This window comes from Micrococcus sp. 140720015-1, from assembly GCF_053627595.1.
Map to the genome: position 1 here is coordinate 108311 of NZ_JBSEYC010000006.1, position 16417 is coordinate 124727.

The window sequence follows — 16417 nt, forward strand, 5'->3', positions numbered from 1 at the left end:
TCTCGCCCCGGGGCCTCCGCCCCGAGCGCGGTGACTTACGCTACAGACTACGGGTCCGCGCACGTGCGGGCCGCATGACCCGCGCGCGGGAGCGGCCGGAGCCGCCGTCGTCGGCCCGTGCGTCCGGACCATGATCGCCCGAACCGAGGAGGCACCGTGAGACCCGCCGCCCCGCCAGCCGAACCGCCGGCCGCCGAGGACCGGCCCCGGGTCCCGGCGGTGCCCGCCTCCTCCCTCGTGCTGGTCCGACCCGGGGCCGGCGGCGAGACCTCGGTGTTCACCGTCCGCCGCGCCGGGACCATGGCCTTCAGCGCCCACGCCACGGCCTTCCCCGGCGGCCGCGTGGACCCCGCGGACGACCTGCCGGACCGGCTGTGGGAGGGCACGGATCTGGCCGACTGGGGCCGGCGCCTGGGGCTGCCGCACGAGCCCGTGGACGCCCACGGCACCCTCACGGGACTCGACCCCGCCGAGGGCGCCGGCCGCGTGCTGGCCGCCGCCGTCCGCGAGACGTTCGAGGAGACCGGAGTGCTCCTGGCCCGGGACGCCGACACCGGCACCCCCGTGGACCCGGCCCGGGTGGCCGCGTTCCCGGACGAGCTGCGCGGCGCCGTCGAGCGCCACGAGGTGGACTTCGGGGAGCTGCTCGACCACGAGGGGCTGCGCCCCGACGCCGGCGCGCTCGTGCCCTGGTCCCGGTGGATCACCCCGCACGGGGGCCCGCGCCGCTACGACACGTTCTTCTTCGCCGTCCACCTGCCGCAGGGCCAGTCCCCCGAGCGGATGTCCTCCGAGGCGGCCAGCCACGGCTGGGCGTCGCCCGCCGAGCTGCTGCGCCGTTTCCGGGCCGGCGAGGTCAACCTGATGGCCCCCACGTGGTGGCAGCTGCGCACCCTGGTCGACGCCGGCGAGGACATCCACGCGGGCCGCTCCCGGTTCGAGCCCCTCGAGGGGGTCATGCTCGTGGCCGGGCAGGGGCCCGTGTTCCCCCACGCGGACGAGTATCTGCGTGATCTGACGGCGTTCCGCGCGGCCGCGCAGGTGGAGGAGTCCAAGGACAACATCCTCTGAGCGCTCCCGGCTCCGGTCCGTGCGGCGGGCGACGGGCCGGAGAGCACCGCGGACCACGACCCGCGGCCCCATGGCCTGCAGGGCCCCGTGCCCCTAGTCTGGTCTGCACCGGATCACCCGGCCCCGCGCGTCCGGCCCCCACCCCCGGCCACCGCGCGTCCCGCTCGCACCCTAGGAGCACTGCATGGCGCTCAGCGTCCTCGACCTGTTCTCGATCGGCATCGGCCCGTCCTCGTCCCACACCGTGGGACCCATGCGCGCCGCCCGCCGCTTCACGGACAGCATGGGCCAGCACGGCGTCCTCGAGCGGACGGCCCGCGTGCACGCCGAGCTGTTCGGCTCGCTGGCGGCCACCGGCGTGGGCCACGGCTCGGACACCGCGGTGCTGCTCGGCCTGGCCGGCCAGGACCCCGAGACCATCGACCCGGACGCCTGCACCGGGCTCGTGGAGGAGATCGTCACGGGCGGTCGGCTTCCCCTGGACGGGCGCCACGAGATCGCCTTCGACCGGCAGGCGGACCTGACGCTGCACCTGCGCGAGTCCCTGCCCGGGCATCCGAACGGCATGCGTCTGACCGCCTACGACGACGCCGGCGAACAGCTCCACACCCGCGACTACTACTCGGTGGGCGGCGGCTTCGTGGTCACCTCGGACGAGCTCGAGGCCGAGCTGGACGCCACCAAGGACGTCAACCGCACCGACGACGGCGACACCGGCGAACCGTACCCCTTCTCCACGGGCGCCGAACTCGCCGCCCGCTGCCACGAGGCCGGCCTGAGCATCGCGGAGCTCATGCTCGCCAACGAGGCCACCCGGCACGACCTCGACGAGCTGCGCACCCAGCTGCTGGCCATCTGGGCCGTCATGGAGGAATGCGTCCACAACGGCGTGACCCGCACCGAGCCGATCCTGCCCGGCGGACTGCAGGTCCGCCGTCGGGCCCCCGCGCTGCGGGAGCACCTGCTCCAGACCACCAACCGCACCGACCCGATGTGGGCCATGGAGTGGGTCAACCTCTTCGCGCTCGCGGTGAACGAGGAGAACGCCTCGGGCGGGCGCATCGTCACCGCGCCCACGAACGGCGCCGCGGGCATCATCCCGGCCGTCATGCTCTACTACATGCGCTTCGTGCTCCCCGAGGGCGCCACGCAGCAGGAGCGGGACGACAAGGTGGTCGAGTTCCTGCTCACCGCGGCGGCGATCGGCATCCTGTACAAGCGCAACGCCTCCATCTCCGGCGCCGAGGTCGGCTGCCAGGGCGAGGTCGGCTCGGCCTGCTCCATGGCGGCGGGCGCGCTGTGCGCCGTGCTCGGCGGCACCGTGGACCAGGTGGAGAACGCGGCCGAGATCGGGATCGAGCACAACCTCGGGCTGACGTGCGACCCCGTGGGCGGCCTCGTCCAGGTGCCGTGCATCGAACGCAACGCGATCGCGTCCGTGAAGGCCATCAACGCGGCCCGGCTGGCGCTGCTCGGGGACGGCTCGCACCGGGTGACCCTGGACCAGGCCATCAAGACCATGCGCGACACCGGCGCGGACATGAAGTCCAAGTACAAGGAGACCTCGCGCGGCGGCCTGGCCGTGAACGTCATCGAGTGCTGATCGCCCGGGTCCGCGGCCCAGCGCCGCTCCGGTCGGGACGGACGGGGCACCCGTCCGCTACCGTGGGGCCCGACCCGCACCCTGCCCCCGAGCGCGAGAGGACCGACGTGGCCATTCATCCTGTGGACGCGACCCTGGAGGCCGCGAAGATCGATCCCGACCAGCGCGCCGAGAGGCTCAAGGGCGTGAAGCTCGACGGCGCCGGCTGGAAGTACGCGTTCACGCGCGCGCTCAAGGAGTTCGGCAACGACGGCGGCACCGACCTGGCCGCGAAGCTCACCTACTACCTGGTGCTCTCGCTGGCCCCCTCGCTGCTGGCCGTGTTCTCCATCCTGTCCCTCGTGCTCGCCTCCAACCGCGGGGCCATCGACGATCTGCTGGGGCAGCTGACCGGCCTGGTCCCGAGCGACTACCAGCCGCTCGTCACGAACCTGGTGACCACCATGAGCGACTCGGCCAGCTCAGGCGGCGGGATCATCGCCCTCATCATCGGCATCGCGACCGCCCTGTGGTCCGCCTCCGCGTACGTGAAGGCGTTCAACCGCTCGGCCAACACGGTGTACGGCTACGAGGAGGGCCGCGGCCTGGTGAAGCTGACGCTGACCAACCTGCTCACTACGCTCATCCTGATCGTGGGCATCGTGGTCGTGCTGCTCTCGCTGGCGCTGAACCGCTCGCTCGTGGACGGCTTCCTCCAGCCGATCGCCGGCCCGCTCGGCATGACCGGCGTGGTGAACTTCCTCTCGGACACGTTCCTGCCGGTGTGGGCGTGGGTGAAGTGGCCCGTCGTCGTCCTGATCCTGCTGGTGCTGATCGCGACCCTCTACTACACCACCCCGAACGTCCAGAAGCCGCGTTTCCACCTCTTCGGCCCCGGCAACATCGTGGCGCTGGTGGGCATGGTGCTGGCCGCGGTGGCCCTGTCCGTGTACTTCACGCAGTTCGCCGGCTACTCGGCGTACGGCGCGATCGGCACGATCATGGCGTTGCTGTTCGCCCTGTGGATCTTCAACATCGTGCTGCTGCTCGGGCTGGAGGTCGACACCGAGGTGGAGCGTGCCCGCCAGCTCGAGGCCGGCCTGCCCGCCGAGGCTCGGGTGCAGCTGCCCCCGAAGGACGTGGCCGGGGTGGAGAAGCGCGCCGAGAAGCAGACGACTGTGGAGGAGCGCGGCTACGAGCTGCGGGCCGTCCACGAGGGCCGCTGACCGCACCCGGCGCCGAGCACACGTTCGGCATGGACGACGACGGCCGCTCACCTGTCGAGGTGGGCGGCCGTCGTCGTGCGCGGGGCCCTCAGCGCTGGGCCGCGCGGTAGCCGTCCGCCTGGGCCGCGGAGGCGGAGGCGTAGCAGTGGCGCGCGTTGGTCCTGCCGTAGTGCTGCTGACCGGGCACGTGGTAGATGCCCGAGTTGTCGTTGGCCTTGACCGGGTGGGAGTCCGGGCACACGGAGTCGGCTCCGCTCACCGGCCCCGCGTCGCCGGCCGCGGGGGCGGCTCCGGGTGCGGGGGCCGCCTCCGGGATGGGCTCGGCCGCGGCGCCGCACTCCCCGGAGAACCTGCCGACGCCGTTCGCCCGGGCCTGCTCCCACGCCGCCTCGACCTCGGGCAGGAAACGGTCGTTGCCGTCGAAGACCGCCGGCTCGCCGTAGCCCAGGCGGGCCATCTCGGCGTTGACCAGGACGCCGTCTGCGTACACGCCGGCGAGGAGGCGGTCATAGCGGTCGTGGAGCCGGCGGTCGTACCGCAGCACCACCGTGTCGCCGGGGCTGATCATCGACTTCAGCGCCGCCGTCGCCTCCGGGCCCATGCACTCGACCGGCTTCGAGGGGTGACGGGTCTCGGGGGTGTCGATGTTGAGCAGGCGCACCCGTGTGGACACCTCGCCGAGTGTCACGCGGAGCGTGTCGCCGTCCGAGATCGACTCGACCGTGACCACGTCGCCCTCGACGTCGGCCGGGGCGGCGGACGCCGCCGGCTCGGCACTGCGGGAGCCCTCAGCAGTACGCGACTCCTCCGCGGCACGTGCGGCACGCGACTGCGCAGCCTTGATCGAGGACGACGCCGCGGCGCGCGAGCTCTGCGCGGCGGAGGAGGCGGCCAGCGACGACGCAGCGGCACGGCTCGTCGCAGCCGCGTCGACGGAGGGGGTGGGCGTCGTCGGCATCGTGTTGCCCGACGCGGAGGTGTCGGCATCGCTCGCCGGGGTGACGCCGTCGTCGGTGGCGGTGCAGCCGGTGAGCAGGAGCAGGGACAGTGCGGCCGCGGGGAGCGCCGCGCGCAGACGGGCAAGGGGCACGAGGATCCTGGAGGGGAAGGGACGGGGACATGACGAAGGCCCCGCCGTGAGGCGGGGCCCTCGGATCACCACATCATCGCATGTGGGAGGCACAGGTGTTGCCGCGCGTCACGACAGCATCGGTCCCCGTTCCGTCAATGACGACGGGGGTCAGCGGCGGCCGTCGATGGGGTCGCCGCCGCCGTCGAGGGCGTCGAGGACGAGGTCGCGGGCCTCGCCCGTCGCGGACCGACGGGAGAGCAGCAGCGCGGCCAGCCAGCACAGCAGGACGATCGCGGCGCCGCCCCACGCCAGGAGGGCGAGGCTGCCCGAGAGCAGCCCCGTGCCGTCCGCGCGGCCGACGCCGATCCACACCAGACCCCACGCGAGCGCGAACGCCGGAGCCGGGCGGCCTCCGTTGTACACGGCGGTGAACGCGCCGATCAGCACGGCCACCACGAGCATCACCTTCGCCCAGAGGGACGACTGCCCCGGATCGCCGACGACGCCGGTCGAGGCCAGCCACGCGGCCAGGTTCGCCACGGCGGCGATCGAGACCCAGCCCAGATGCAGGCCCTGCACCCCGTCCAGGAGGATCCGCTCGCCCCAGCTGTGCGCGCGGACGGATTCGAGGAGCACCAGGATCCACGCCAGGCACGCCAGCAGCAGCGCGATCACCACGACGCTCAGCCCCAGCAGCCCGGCCTGCACCGTCCAGATCCACGCGGCGTTGAGCAGCACCGAGACCAGGATCCACGGTCGCAGGCGGTCGTGACGGGCGGACTGGGCCGAGGGGAGGAACTGCCACACGGCGTAGGCGAACAGGCCCGCGTAGATCACGGACCAGATGCCGAACGCGGGGGTCGCCGGGGACACCCAGGTGGCGTCCGGGCCGAGCCAGCCGCCCGCGGCCTCGGCCACGGGGGTCAGGCCGCCGACGACGCCTGAGCCCAGGAACGCGGCCACGATCGCGAGGATCACGACCACGAGCATGGCCACCCGGCCGCCCGTCGAGGACAGCCCCGTCCCCGAGCTGGGGACGCGCGCCGCGGCGTCGGGGCCGAAGGGGCTGCGGGACGGGCCGAGGTCGGTGGCGGTGCTCATGGGTGCTCCCGTGGGGTGATCGTCGGGGGTGCGCCCCGGGCGGGGCGGGTCTCAGGGTCAGCGTAGCCGCCGGGCCCATCGCGGGCACGGGCCACCGCGGCCTAGGGTGGGGGCATGCACACTTCCTCCCCGATCGGACTCCTGCTGGACGTGGACGGCCCCGTGGCCTCCACCGAGACCCGGACCGTGCCGGAGGGGATCATCGACGTGCTCGTCCGCCTCGCGCGGCGCGGGGTGCCGGTCGTCTTCAACACGGGCCGCTCCACGGACTTCCTCCTGCACAGCGTGATCGCCCCGCTGCGCGAGGCGGGCCTCCCGGACGACGCTCCCTTCCACGCGATCTGCGAGAAGGGCGCCGTGTGGTTCCCGTTCTCCGCGGTGCCCTCCGGGGACCTGCCCGACGTCACTGTGGACGGCACCGCCCCGGACTGGCTCCGCACCGACCCTGACATGGCCATCGACGCGGACACCCGTGACGCGATCTGGGCCCTGAACGATGAGCGTGCCGGGGACCTGCAGTTCACCGACCGCACCAAGCTGGCCATGGTCTCCCTCGAGAAGACGGTGGGCGCGGACCAGACGGAGTACGAGCGGGTGCGCGACGACGTCGCCGCGGGCGTCGAGGACCTGCTCGCCGAGCGCGGACTCGCCGAGGACGTGCGCGTGGCCCCCTCGGTGATCTCGGTGGACGTCGAGCACCGCTCCTCCGGCAAGGACCTGGGCGTCGAGCGCTGCTTCGACCTGCTGGCGGAGGCGGGCACCCCGGAGCCCGAACGCTGGCTCACCGCGGGCGACTCGCGCAGCGACTACGCCATGGCCGACCGGCTGCACGAGCGCGGACTGGCCGTGGAGCATATGGACGTGCGCCCCGCCGACGGCGTCCCCGAGAAGCCCTACGGCGTGGTGACGGCGGCGATCCTCGCCGAACGCGGCATCGGCGACGCCGACGACATCCACGAGCGGGCGGGCGAGTCCCTGCTGCGCTGGGTCGAGCGCGACCTGCTGCGCTGACCAGGTCGGACGCCCCCTGCGGGCGGCCGCCCCTCCCCGGGCCGGGACCTCGACCCCTAGCGTGGAAGGCAATGCGGCGCCCACTGCCGAACCGGCCCGGGCGCCTCCCGACCAGAGAAGAGGTTCCACCGTGGCCACTGTCGCCCAGAACATCGTCGAGACCCTCCACGCCTCGGGCGTGCGCCGCATGTACGGCGTGCCCGGGGACTCCCTCAACGGGCTGACCGAGGCCCTGCGCTCCCACGGCGGCATCCAGTGGGTGCACACCCGGCACGAGGAGACCGCCGCCTTCGCCGCCTCCGCCGAGTCCCAGCTCACGGATGAGCTCGCGGTCTGCGTGGGCTCGTGCGGTCCGGGCAACCTCCACCTGATCAACGGCCTGTTCGACGCGCAGCGCTCCCGCACCCCGGTGCTCGCGATCGCCGCGCACATCCCCTCGGAGGAGATCGGCTCGGGCTACTTCCAGGAGACCCACCCGCAGGACCTGTTCCGCGAGTGCTCCGTCTACGTGGAGCACGTCTCCTCGGCGGACCAGATGCCCCGCATGCTGCGCACCGCGATGCGGGCCGCCGTCGAGCAGCGGGGCGTGGCCGTGCTCGTGATCCCGGGCGACGTGGCCCTCACCGAGCTCTCCGCGAAGCCCGAGGTGATCCGTCACACGCCGTCCCGCGTCATCCCGGCCGACTCCGTGCTGCGCGAGGCCGCCGAGGCCCTGGACTCGTCCAAGCGGATCACCATCCTGGCCGGCGCGGGCGCGGCCGGCGCCCACGACGAGGTCGTGGCCCTGGCAGAGCGGTTGCAGGCCCCGATCGTCCACGCTCTGCGCGGCAAGGACCGGATCGAGTACGACAACCCGTATGACGTCGGCTTGACCGGCCTGCTCGGCTTCGCCTCCGGCTACCACGCGCTCAAGGAGGCCGAGACGCTGCTGATCCTCGGCTCCTCCCTGCCGTACCGGCAGTTCTACCCCGAGGACGCCACGGTCATCCAGGTGGACGTGCGCGGCGAGCAGATCGGCCGACGGGTGGCCGTGGACGTGCCGCTCGTGGGCGGCGTGAAGGAGACGGCCCAGGCCCTGCTGCCGCTGCTGCGCGGGAACTCGTCGTCGGCGTTCCTGGACAAGGCGCTCAAGCACTACGCCAAGACCCGCAAGGACCTCGACCAGCTGGCCACCCCGGGCCGCGGACGCGTGCACCCGCAGTATGTGGCCCGCCTCCTCGACGAGCTGGCCGACGACGACGTGGTGTTCCTGCCCGACGTCGGCTCCCCCGTGGTCTGGGCCTCCCGATACCTGACGATGAACGGGCGCCGCCGGATCGTCGGCTCGATGTCCCACGGCTCCATGGCCAACGCGGTCACGCAGGCGGTCGGCGCCCAGGCGGTCGACCCCACCCGCCAGGTGGTGGCGATGGCCGGCGACGGCGGGCTGGCCATGATGCTCGGCGAGCTGATGTCGTTCGTGCAGAACGGCCTGCCCGTGAAGACGCTCGTGTTCGACAACGACTCGCTGAACTTCGTGGAGCTCGAGATGATGGCCGCCGGGTTCGTCCCCTACGGGACGAGCCTGGAGAACCCGGACTTCGCGGCGATCGCGGAGGCGATCGGCATCAAGGGCTTCCGCGCGGACCACACGACGGACCTGCCCGCGGTGATGCGCGAGTTCCTCGCCCACGACGGGCCGGCGCTGCTGGTGGTCAAGACCGAGCGTCAGGAGCTGACGATCCCGCCGAGCATCGAGTTCGAGCAGGCCAAGGGCTTCGCGCTCTACGCCATGCGCACCGTCCTCGACGGCAAGGGCACCAAGCTGCTCGACCTCGCGAAGGCGAACCTGCGCCAGCTCTTCTGACCTGCCGCGCACGACGACGGCCCGGACGCTGGCGGCGTCCGGGCCGTCGTCGTGGTGGGGCGGGGAGAGCCCAGCCCCGCCGGTAGGTCAGGCGCGGTGGGCGCCGCCCTCGGCGACGATCGGGTGCTCGGCCGTGCCGGCGACGCCCTGGGTGATCAGGCCGTCGGCGCGGTGCTCCCAGAAGTCCGCGTTGCGGATGCCGAGCGGGCGCGGGTCGAACTGCGGGTCGAGACCCTGGCGCTTCTGTGCGCGGTAGTCCTTGAGGGCCTTGAGGGCCGGGCCCTGCAGCACGAGGATGCCGAGGATGTTCAGCCAGGCCATGGAGCCCACGCCGATGTCGCCGAGGCCCCAGGCCGCACCCGTGGTGGCGACGGCGCCGTAGGCCACCGACACGAGGATCAGGGCCTGCAGGAAGCGCAGCGCGACGCGGCGGACCATGCCGTTGCGCAGGTTGCGCGTGAGGAACACGAGGTTGACCTCGGCCATGTAGTAGTACGCCACGATCGTGGTGAAGGCGAAGAACGCCAGCGCCACGGCCACGAACGTGGGGCCGAAGCCGGAGAACATGGCGTCGAAGCCGGTCTGGACGAAGGCCGGGCCCTCGGAGGCCGTCGGCGAGACGATGCCCTCGAACAGCAGGCCGGAGCCGGACCCGTCCGAGTACACCCGGTAGGCGCCCGTGGAGATGATGATGAACGCGGTGGCCGAGCAGACGAAGAGCGTGTCGATGTACACGGCGAACGCCTGCACGAAGCCCTGCTTGGCCGGGTGCGAGACCTCGGCGGCCGCGGCGGCGTGCGGGCCCGTGCCCTGGCCGGCCTCGTTGGAGTAGACGCCGCGCTTCACGCCCCACTGGATGGCGAGGCCGAGGATCGCGCCGAACACGGCGTGCACGCCGAACGCGCTGGCGAAGATGGAGCCGAAGACCTCGGGGATCTGGTCGAAGTTCAGGAACAGCACGATCAGCGCGAGGATGATGTACAGCACGGCCATGACGGGCACCACGTAGACGGCGAACGTCGCGATGCGCTTCACGCCGCCCAGGACGATGAAGGCCAGCAGGATGACCATGGCCAGGGCCACGACCCAGGCGGGCACGGCCCACGCCTCGCCCACGGCCGCGGCCACGCCGTTGGCCTGCACGCCCGGCAGGAAGTAGCTGGTGGCGAAGACGGTGACGACGGCGAACAGGATGGCGTACACCTTGAACGCGGGGGCGGCGGCCGTGTGCTTGTAGGCCTTCTCGAAGTAGTACGCCGGGCCGCCGCGGTACTCGCCGGTGTCCGGGTCGCGCTCCTTGTAGATCTGGCCGAGCGTGGACTCGATGAAGGACGTGGCGGCGCCGAGCAGGGCCATGACCCACATCCAGAACACGGCACCGGGGCCGCCGAACGCGATGGCCGTGGCGACGCCGCCGATGTTGCCCATGCCGACGCGGCCGGCGAGCGACATCATGAGGGACTGGAGGGACGAGGTGCCGTCCGCGGAGTCCTGGCCCTCGCGGAGCTGCTTCACCATGTCCGGGATGTTCACGAACTGCAGGAACATGGTCCGGATGGTGAAGTAGAGGCCGACGATCAGGCAGAGCCAGATCAGGGCCGGGGACCAGATGACGTCGTTCACGGCGGTGATGAGATCTGCGAAGGACATGGGGTCTCCAGATCGGGTGGGGATGGCCGGTGCGGTGCGAGCTCCGAGCGGCGGCCGCCGGCGGTCCCGGGCGACTGGGGAGAAGGATACGCGTAAATGTGACGCGCGTCTCGCATCCAGCGCGGCGGATCGGGAGTCCGGGCGCACCCTCTCCCGTCGACAGCGGTCCCGGACATGCGAAAAGCCCCGGGACCACTGGGGTCCCGGGGCTTACCCGCGGAGGATGGGGGATTTGAACCCCCGAGGGCTGTTAACCCAACACGCGTTCCAGGCGTGCGCCATAGGCCGCTAGGCGAATCCTCCTTGGTGCGCCCTCATGCGGCGGACCGCGCGAGGGCAGGCTCCATCATAACCAGATCGTCCTGGGCCGCGCCAATCCCCCGCGGGAGGCGCGGGCCCTGCCCGGGTCTCGCCGTGGCCCGAATCGCCGCGCCCGCCGCCGCCCTGGTAGAGTCGTGGGCGGCCCCTCACGTGGTGTCATCTCGCTGAACTCCCCCAGGACCGGAAGGTAGCAAGGGTAGGTGGGCTCTGGCAGGTGCGTGAGGGGTCTTCACTTTCCCCAGGAGATCCCATGCCCGCCGGACGCTACGCCCCCTCCCCCACGGGAAGCCTGCACCTGGGCAACCTGCGCACCGCGCTCGTCGCGTGGCTCGCCGCGCGCGCCACGGACCGCGCCTTCCTGCTGCGGATCGAGGACCTGGACCGCGTCCGCTCCGGGGCCGAGGCCGACCAGCGGGCGGACCTGGCCGCCGTCGGGCTGGACTGGGACGCCGAGCCGGTGCGCCAGTCCGAACGCACCGCCCTGTACGACGCCGCCGTGGCCGCCCTTCGCGCCGCGCACGGCGCGGACGCGGTCTACGAGTGCTTCTGCTCGCGCAAGGACATCGCGGAGGCGACGTCGGCCCCGCACCCGAGGCCCGACGACGGCGCCCCCGCCTCCGGCGGCGCCGTGCCGCTGCGTCCGCCCGGCTTCTATCCGGGCACCTGCCGGGGCCTGACGGAGGCCGAGCGGGCCGATCGACGGCGGGTGCGCCCCGCCGCCCTGCGGATCGATGCGGCGAAGGTCGCGGGCCTGCCGACGGGTGAGATCCCGCGCGCCACCGCCGTGGACGTGCTGCACGGCGAGGTCACGGGCCTGGTCGACGACCTGGTGCTGCGCCGGAACGACGGGGCGTACGCGTACAACCTGGCCGTCGTCGTGGACGACCTGGCGCAGGGCGTGGACCAGGTGGTCCGCGGCGACGACCTGCTCGACTCGGCCCCGCGCCAGCGCTGGCTGGCCGAGGCGCTGTGCGCCGCGCGCGGGGAGCCGACGCCTGCGGTGGAGTACCTGCACGTGCCGCTCGTGCTGAACGCGGAGGGGCGGCGACTGGCCAAGCGGGACGGTGCCGTGACGCTCGAGGACCTCGCCGCGCAGGACCCGGCGTGGACCCCCGAGCGGGTGCGGGACCGGCTGCTGGAATCCCTCGGCCTGCCCGCGGGGCCGCTCTCGGCCGCCGTGCCCGCGTTCGACCCGGCCGCCCTGCCGCGCGATCCGTGGGTGTTCACCGGGCTCTGAGCGGGCCGGCGCCCTGGCCCGCCGCAGACCCGGCCCCGGTCAGAGGACCTGGGCGGCCTGGCCGAAGTCGAGGCGGCCCTGGCGGGGCTGCTGCGCCTTCTCGTCGTCCGCGGCGGCGTGGCCCACGTTGATCACCAGGAGGGACTTCCACGCACGGTCCGCGTGGAACTCGGCGTCCACGGCGGCGGCGTCGAACCCGGCCATGGGGCCGACCTCGAGCCCGTGCGCGCGCAGGGCCACGAGCAGGTAGCCCACCTGGATGAGCGCGTTCATGCGGCCCATCCCCTCGCGCATGCCCGGCTTGCCCTCGGCATCCTCCTCGAAGCCCTGCCGGAACGGGGCGAGGTGGCCCATGTGGCGGTGCCAGTCGAGGTCGTAGGAGGCGATCAGCGTGAGCGGGGCGCGCTCCGTCTTTTCCCGGTTGAACTCGATCATGAGCGGGGCCAGGCGGACGCGGGCCTCGGGGCTGTCCACGACGTCGAGCCGCAGCGGCTGGTTGTTCATGGCGGTCGGCGCCCAGCGGAGGTCCGCGTAGGCCCGCTCGATCAGCGCGAGGTCGACGGGCTCGTCCGAGAAGAGCTGCGTCGTGTGGCGGTCCGCGAAGAGGCGGTCGATCTCGGCCTGACTCAGCGGTCCCGCGTCCGGGGCCGGCTGCGTGGGGTGGATCGTGTCCTCGGCATCGGTGTGCATGTGCGTGGTGGTCATGGGCCTGGGAACGGGCCGGCGGGCGTGCGCATTCCCCGGCTCCCCTAGCCCGTCCGCCCGCCGGATAGGCTTTCAAGGGTGAGCACCGCCCTGTATCGCCGCTACCGCCCGGACCGTTTCGAGGACGTGATCGGGCAGGACCATGTCACGGTCCCGCTGCGCACCGCACTGGCGAAGGACCGCGTGAACCACGCCTACCTCTTCTCCGGCCCGCGCGGCTGCGGCAAGACCACGTCCGCCCGCATCCTCGCGCGCTGCCTGAACTGCGCCCAGGGCCCCACGCCCACGCCGTGCGGCGAGTGCGACTCGTGTCGGGACCTGGCCACCGGCGGGCCGGGCTCCCTGGACGTGCTGGAGATCGACGCGGCCTCGCACGGCGGTGTGGAGGACGCCCGCGGCCTGCGCGAGCGGGCCACGTTCGCCCCGGTCCGGGACCGCTACAAGATCCTCATCATCGACGAGGCGCACATGGTCACCGCGGCGGGCTTCAACGCGCTGCTCAAGATCGTGGAGGAGCCGCCGGAGCACCTGAAGTTCATCTTCGCCACCACGGAGCCGGAGAAGGTCATCGGGACCATCCGCTCCCGCACCCACCACTACCCGTTCCGGCTCGTGCCGCCGGAGCCGCTCATCGCCTACCTCGAGCAGCTGTGCGCGGAGGAGGGCGTGTCCGTGGAGAAGGGCGTGCTGCCGCTCGTGGTGCGCGCCGGCACGGGCTCGGTGCGTGACACGCTCTCCGTGCTGGACCAGCTGATCGCGGGCGCTCAGGAGGGCCAGGTCTCGTACGAGCTCGCGGTGAGCCTGCTCGGCTTCACCCCGGAGGCCCTGCTGGACGACGTGATCGACGCCGTCGCCGCGGACGACACCCCCACCGTGTTCCGCGTGGTGGACCGTGTGGTGCAGTCCGGCCAGGACCCGCGCCGGTTCGTCGAGGACCTGCTGGACCGCTTCCGCGACCTCGTGATCGCCCGTGCCCTGCCGGAGGAGGCCGGGGCGATCCTGCACGGCATGCCGGAGGACCAGGTGCGGCGTCTGTCGGCGCAGGCCGCGCAGCTCTCCCGCGCGGAGCTCTCCCGCCTCGCGGACATCACCAACCTCGCGCTGACGGACATGGTGGGGGCCACCAGTCCCCGCCTGCACCTCGAGCTGCTCATGGCGCGCCTACTGCTGCCCGCCTCGGACGAGACGCACCGCGGCCTGGCCGCCCGCCTCGAGGCCCTCGAACGGCGCCTCGAGCTCGGCGGCGCCGCGCCCGTCGAGGACGGCGCCCCGGAGGGCACGACGACGCCGGCCCGGTCCGGCACGCCCGCCCCGGACGGCGGCGGATCGGCCGGGAACGCGGACGGCTCCGGCCCCCTGACCGGCGCCGCGCTCGCCCGGGCCGCCATGCGGCGGCCGGAGGAGTCCGCGCCGACGGCGCCCACCGCCCCGCCGGAGCGCTGGACGCCGCCTGCCCCGCAGTCCGTGGCAGAGGCGCCGGAGGGGGACGCGGCCGCCGGGGCCACGGGGTCCGAGCGCGCGCAGCAGCCGCCGCAGCCCGGGCGGCCCGAACCGGCTGAGGTCGGGGCCCGTCCCGAGGACGCGCGCCGCCCGGAGGCCGGGAGCCGCCCCGAGCCTGAGGGCCGCCCCGAGCCCGAGGGCCGGCCCCAGGCCCAGGAGCGCACCGGTGCCGCACCGGCCCCCGCCCACGGGCCCGAGGCGACGGCCGCGCCGTCGAGCCCCACGCCCGCCCCGGCGGCGAGCCAGGTGGAGATGATCCGCCGGGCCTGGCCGGACATCCTCGCGGCCCTCGAGGACGCCTCACGCCTGGTGTGGATGCTGGTGAAGGACAACGCGAGCGTCGCGGGCTACGACGGCTCGCTGCTGACGATCGGCTTCCAGCAGGACGGGCCCCGCCAGTCGCTGCTCGGCCGGGGCGGCGACCGCGTGCTCGGCGAGGCCGTCCACCAGGTGCTCGGCATCCGCCCGCGGCTCGACCTGATCCTCGGTGGGGACGCGCCGACCGGAGACGCCCGCGCACAGTCCGGCGCTCGCCCGGCCGGCCCGGCGCGGACGGACCGGCCTGAGCGCCCGGCCCCGCCGCAGGAACGGCCCGACCGACCGGCGGCGCAGCCGAACCGGCCCGCTCCGGCACCGGGTCCGGCCCCGCGCGAGCCGGAGTCCTCCCGCCCCGCCCCGCCGCGCTCCGCCGCACCCTCCACCGTGGAGGACGACCCGGCGCCGCCGGCGGCTCCGCCCCGGGCCACGCAGCAGCGCGAGACGCCGCAGCCGTCCCCCGCCTGGACGCCCGCGGCCCCCGCCACCTCCTGGGGGCCGGTGCCGACGTCGTCGACGACGCCCGCCCCCGCGCCGCCGGCGGACGGCTGGGGCGGCCCGGACGAGGAGCCGCCCGCCTGGGACGATGCTCCCCCGCCCGAGGAGGACCCGTGGGATTCGCTGCCCGCGTTCGACCCGGACGCGGAGCAGGACGACTCGGACGGCCCCGAGGGCTGGACCCCGCCGGCCCGCGACGCCGAGGAGCGGCCCGTCGGCGCCGCCGGCTGGGACGGCCCCGTGCCGTCGGTCGAGGACTGGGGGGCGCCGCCGCAGGCCGCACCGGCCCCCGGCGGCGCCGCGCCGGACGCCGGCCAGGACTCCCCGGTCCGGCCCGACGCCCCGGCCCCCGTCGAGAGCGAGCCGAGCGCCGAGGAGGTCCGTCGGGCCTACGACCCGGGGCCGCTGGTCCGCGAGGAGGAGCACGCGATCCCCGTGTTCGCCCGTCCGGAGGCGGAGCTGCGCGCCGAGTTCGCGAAGCGCTTCGGCGCGACCCGTCCCGCCGGCTTCGACGACGGCGCGGGCGGAGCCGCGGACGGTGACTCCGCCCGGCCTGCCACGCCGTCACCCGCCCCGGATGACGACGCAGCGGCCACGGAGCGACGCGATCTCCACCCGGCCGCCTCGGGTGCCGGCCCGTCCTCGGACGAGCAGCGGCGCCCCACGGGCGCGCCCACGGCCGACGCGACCCCCGATCCGGGTGTGCCCGCCGACGACTCGGACGCTACGCCGCGCGCGGCTGCCGGCCCGACCGGTTCGGACTTCCCGGGCTCGGGCCATCCGGCGAGCATGTACCCGCGGCTCATGGAGCGGCTGCGGGCCGGAGGGCCCCTCGAGCCTCCGGTGAACGCGGGCTCGGGCGGCGGCCGCGGGACGGGAGGCGGCCCCGGCGCTCCCGGCGGCCCCGGCCCGGACGCCACGCCGGGCTCCCCCGCCGGGGGCCGGCCGAGCGCGGCCTCGCTCGGGGCGCGCCCCGCCGACGCCGAGCCCGCCGGGGGAGCCTCGGCGCCGCCGTCGTTGGACGCGCGGGCCGCGGCCATCCGCGCCGCCCGCGAGGCCGCCCAGGGTCGCGGCCCGGCCCGGCCCGCCGACACCGGCCCCACCGCCCCGGCAACGTCCGGGGTGGGGTGGGAGGACGAGGTCGCCAGCGACGACGACGTCCCGCTCGAGGACTCGGGCCTCGTGGGCCGGGCCGTCGTCGAACGGGTGCTCGGCGGCCGTCTGCTCGAGGAACGCCCCAACGACGCCTGAGGCGAACGCGCCCGTACGCCGTCCGGGGCCG

The 16417-nt window shown here is 74.1% G+C and carries 11 protein-coding genes, 1 tRNA gene and 1 other RNA gene; 8 read left to right on the plus strand and 5 right to left on the minus strand.

Features of this window, described 5'->3' with window-relative positions; genetic code table 11:
• Positions 1-156 precede the first annotated feature (156 nt).
• The 3 genes from ACUXPL_RS11115 (at position 157) to ACUXPL_RS11125 (ending at position 3879) form a co-directional block, all read left to right on the plus strand.
• Entirely contained in the window at positions 157-1071 is a 915-nt protein-coding gene (locus ACUXPL_RS11115; protein WP_454183867.1) for an NUDIX hydrolase, read from the plus strand.
• Positions 1072-1255: 184 nt separating this feature from the next.
• Entirely contained in the window at positions 1256-2674 is a 1419-nt protein-coding gene (locus ACUXPL_RS11120) for an L-serine ammonia-lyase (protein WP_454183869.1), read from the plus strand.
• A gap of 107 nt (positions 2675-2781) precedes the next feature.
• Positions 2782-3879 (plus strand): YihY/virulence factor BrkB family protein, encoded by a 1098-nt coding sequence (locus ACUXPL_RS11125; RefSeq protein ID WP_454183871.1) that lies wholly within the window; start codon positions 2782-2784, stop codon positions 3877-3879.
• Between the two features lie 88 nt (positions 3880-3967).
• Here ACUXPL_RS11125 and ACUXPL_RS11130 read toward each other — a convergent pair whose 3' ends face one another.
• Together ACUXPL_RS11130 and ACUXPL_RS11135 are read right to left on the minus strand one after the other, a co-directional pair.
• On the minus strand, positions 3968-4969 hold the full coding sequence (locus ACUXPL_RS11130) for a thermonuclease family protein (protein WP_454183873.1): 1002 nt from the start codon (positions 4967-4969) through the stop codon (positions 3968-3970).
• 150 nt (positions 4970-5119) lie between these two features.
• On the minus strand, positions 5120-6052 hold the full coding sequence (locus tag ACUXPL_RS11135; protein ID WP_454102168.1) for a tryptophan-rich sensory protein: 933 nt from the start codon (positions 6050-6052) through the stop codon (positions 5120-5122).
• A gap of 114 nt (positions 6053-6166) precedes the next feature.
• Here ACUXPL_RS11135 and ACUXPL_RS11140 point away from each other — a divergent pair, with 114 nt between their 5' ends.
• Positions 6167-7063: a haloacid dehalogenase gene (locus ACUXPL_RS11140; RefSeq protein ID WP_454183874.1), complete on the plus strand. Its 897-nt coding sequence runs from the start codon at positions 6167-6169 to the stop codon at positions 7061-7063.
• A 130-nt stretch (positions 7064-7193) separates the two neighbouring features.
• A complete protein-coding gene (poxB, locus tag ACUXPL_RS11145) occupies positions 7194-8909 on the plus strand; it encodes a ubiquinone-dependent pyruvate dehydrogenase (protein WP_135040504.1) in 1716 nt (571 codons plus the stop codon).
• 87 nt (positions 8910-8996) lie between these two features.
• Here the strand turns inward: poxB and ACUXPL_RS11150 are convergent, their stop codons facing one another.
• Both ACUXPL_RS11150 and ACUXPL_RS11155 read right to left on the minus strand, forming a co-directional pair.
• On the minus strand, positions 8997-10559 hold the full coding sequence (locus ACUXPL_RS11150; protein WP_406892647.1) for an amino acid carrier protein: 1563 nt from the start codon (positions 10557-10559) through the stop codon (positions 8997-8999).
• 217 nt (positions 10560-10776) lie between these two features.
• Positions 10777-10862, minus strand: a tRNA-Ser gene (locus ACUXPL_RS11155).
• Positions 10863-11017: 155 nt separating this feature from the next.
• Between ACUXPL_RS11155 and ffs the strand changes: the two genes are divergently transcribed.
• Together ffs and gluQRS are read left to right on the plus strand one after the other, a co-directional pair.
• Positions 11018-11114: signal recognition particle sRNA small type (gene ffs, locus ACUXPL_RS11160), an RNA gene on the plus strand.
• A 16-nt stretch (positions 11115-11130) separates the two neighbouring features.
• Positions 11131-12117, plus strand: coding sequence for a tRNA glutamyl-Q(34) synthetase GluQRS (gluQRS, locus tag ACUXPL_RS11165; protein WP_454183877.1), 987 nt, complete (start codon positions 11131-11133; stop codon positions 12115-12117).
• 39 nt (positions 12118-12156) lie between these two features.
• Here the strand turns inward: gluQRS and ACUXPL_RS11170 are convergent, their stop codons facing one another.
• Positions 12157-12822 (minus strand): malonic semialdehyde reductase, encoded by a 666-nt coding sequence (locus ACUXPL_RS11170; RefSeq protein WP_454183879.1) that lies wholly within the window; start codon positions 12820-12822, stop codon positions 12157-12159.
• A gap of 78 nt (positions 12823-12900) precedes the next feature.
• Here ACUXPL_RS11170 and ACUXPL_RS11175 point away from each other — a divergent pair, with 78 nt between their 5' ends.
• Positions 12901-16386: a DNA polymerase III subunit gamma and tau gene (locus ACUXPL_RS11175; protein ID WP_454183881.1), complete on the plus strand. Its 3486-nt coding sequence runs from the start codon at positions 12901-12903 to the stop codon at positions 16384-16386.
• Positions 16387-16417: the final 31 nt, after the last annotated feature.

Excerpts from the sequence above, each read along its gene's own strand:
- ACUXPL_RS11135 (WP_454102168.1), bottom strand. The coding sequence starts at position 6,052 with ATGAGCACCGCCACCGACCTCGGCCCGTCCCGCAGCCCCTTCGGCCCC.
- ACUXPL_RS11170 (WP_454183879.1), bottom strand. The coding sequence starts at position 12,822 with ATGACCACCACGCACATGCACACCGATGCCGAGGACACGATCCACCCC.
- gluQRS (WP_454183877.1), top strand. The coding sequence starts at position 11,131 with ATGCCCGCCGGACGCTACGCCCCCTCCCCCACGGGAAGCCTGCACCTG.
- ACUXPL_RS11150 (WP_406892647.1), bottom strand. The coding sequence starts at position 10,559 with ATGTCCTTCGCAGATCTCATCACCGCCGTGAACGACGTCATCTGGTCC.
- ACUXPL_RS11140 (WP_454183874.1), top strand. The coding sequence starts at position 6,167 with ATGCACACTTCCTCCCCGATCGGACTCCTGCTGGACGTGGACGGCCCC.
- ACUXPL_RS11120 (WP_454183869.1), top strand. The coding sequence starts at position 1,256 with ATGGCGCTCAGCGTCCTCGACCTGTTCTCGATCGGCATCGGCCCGTCC.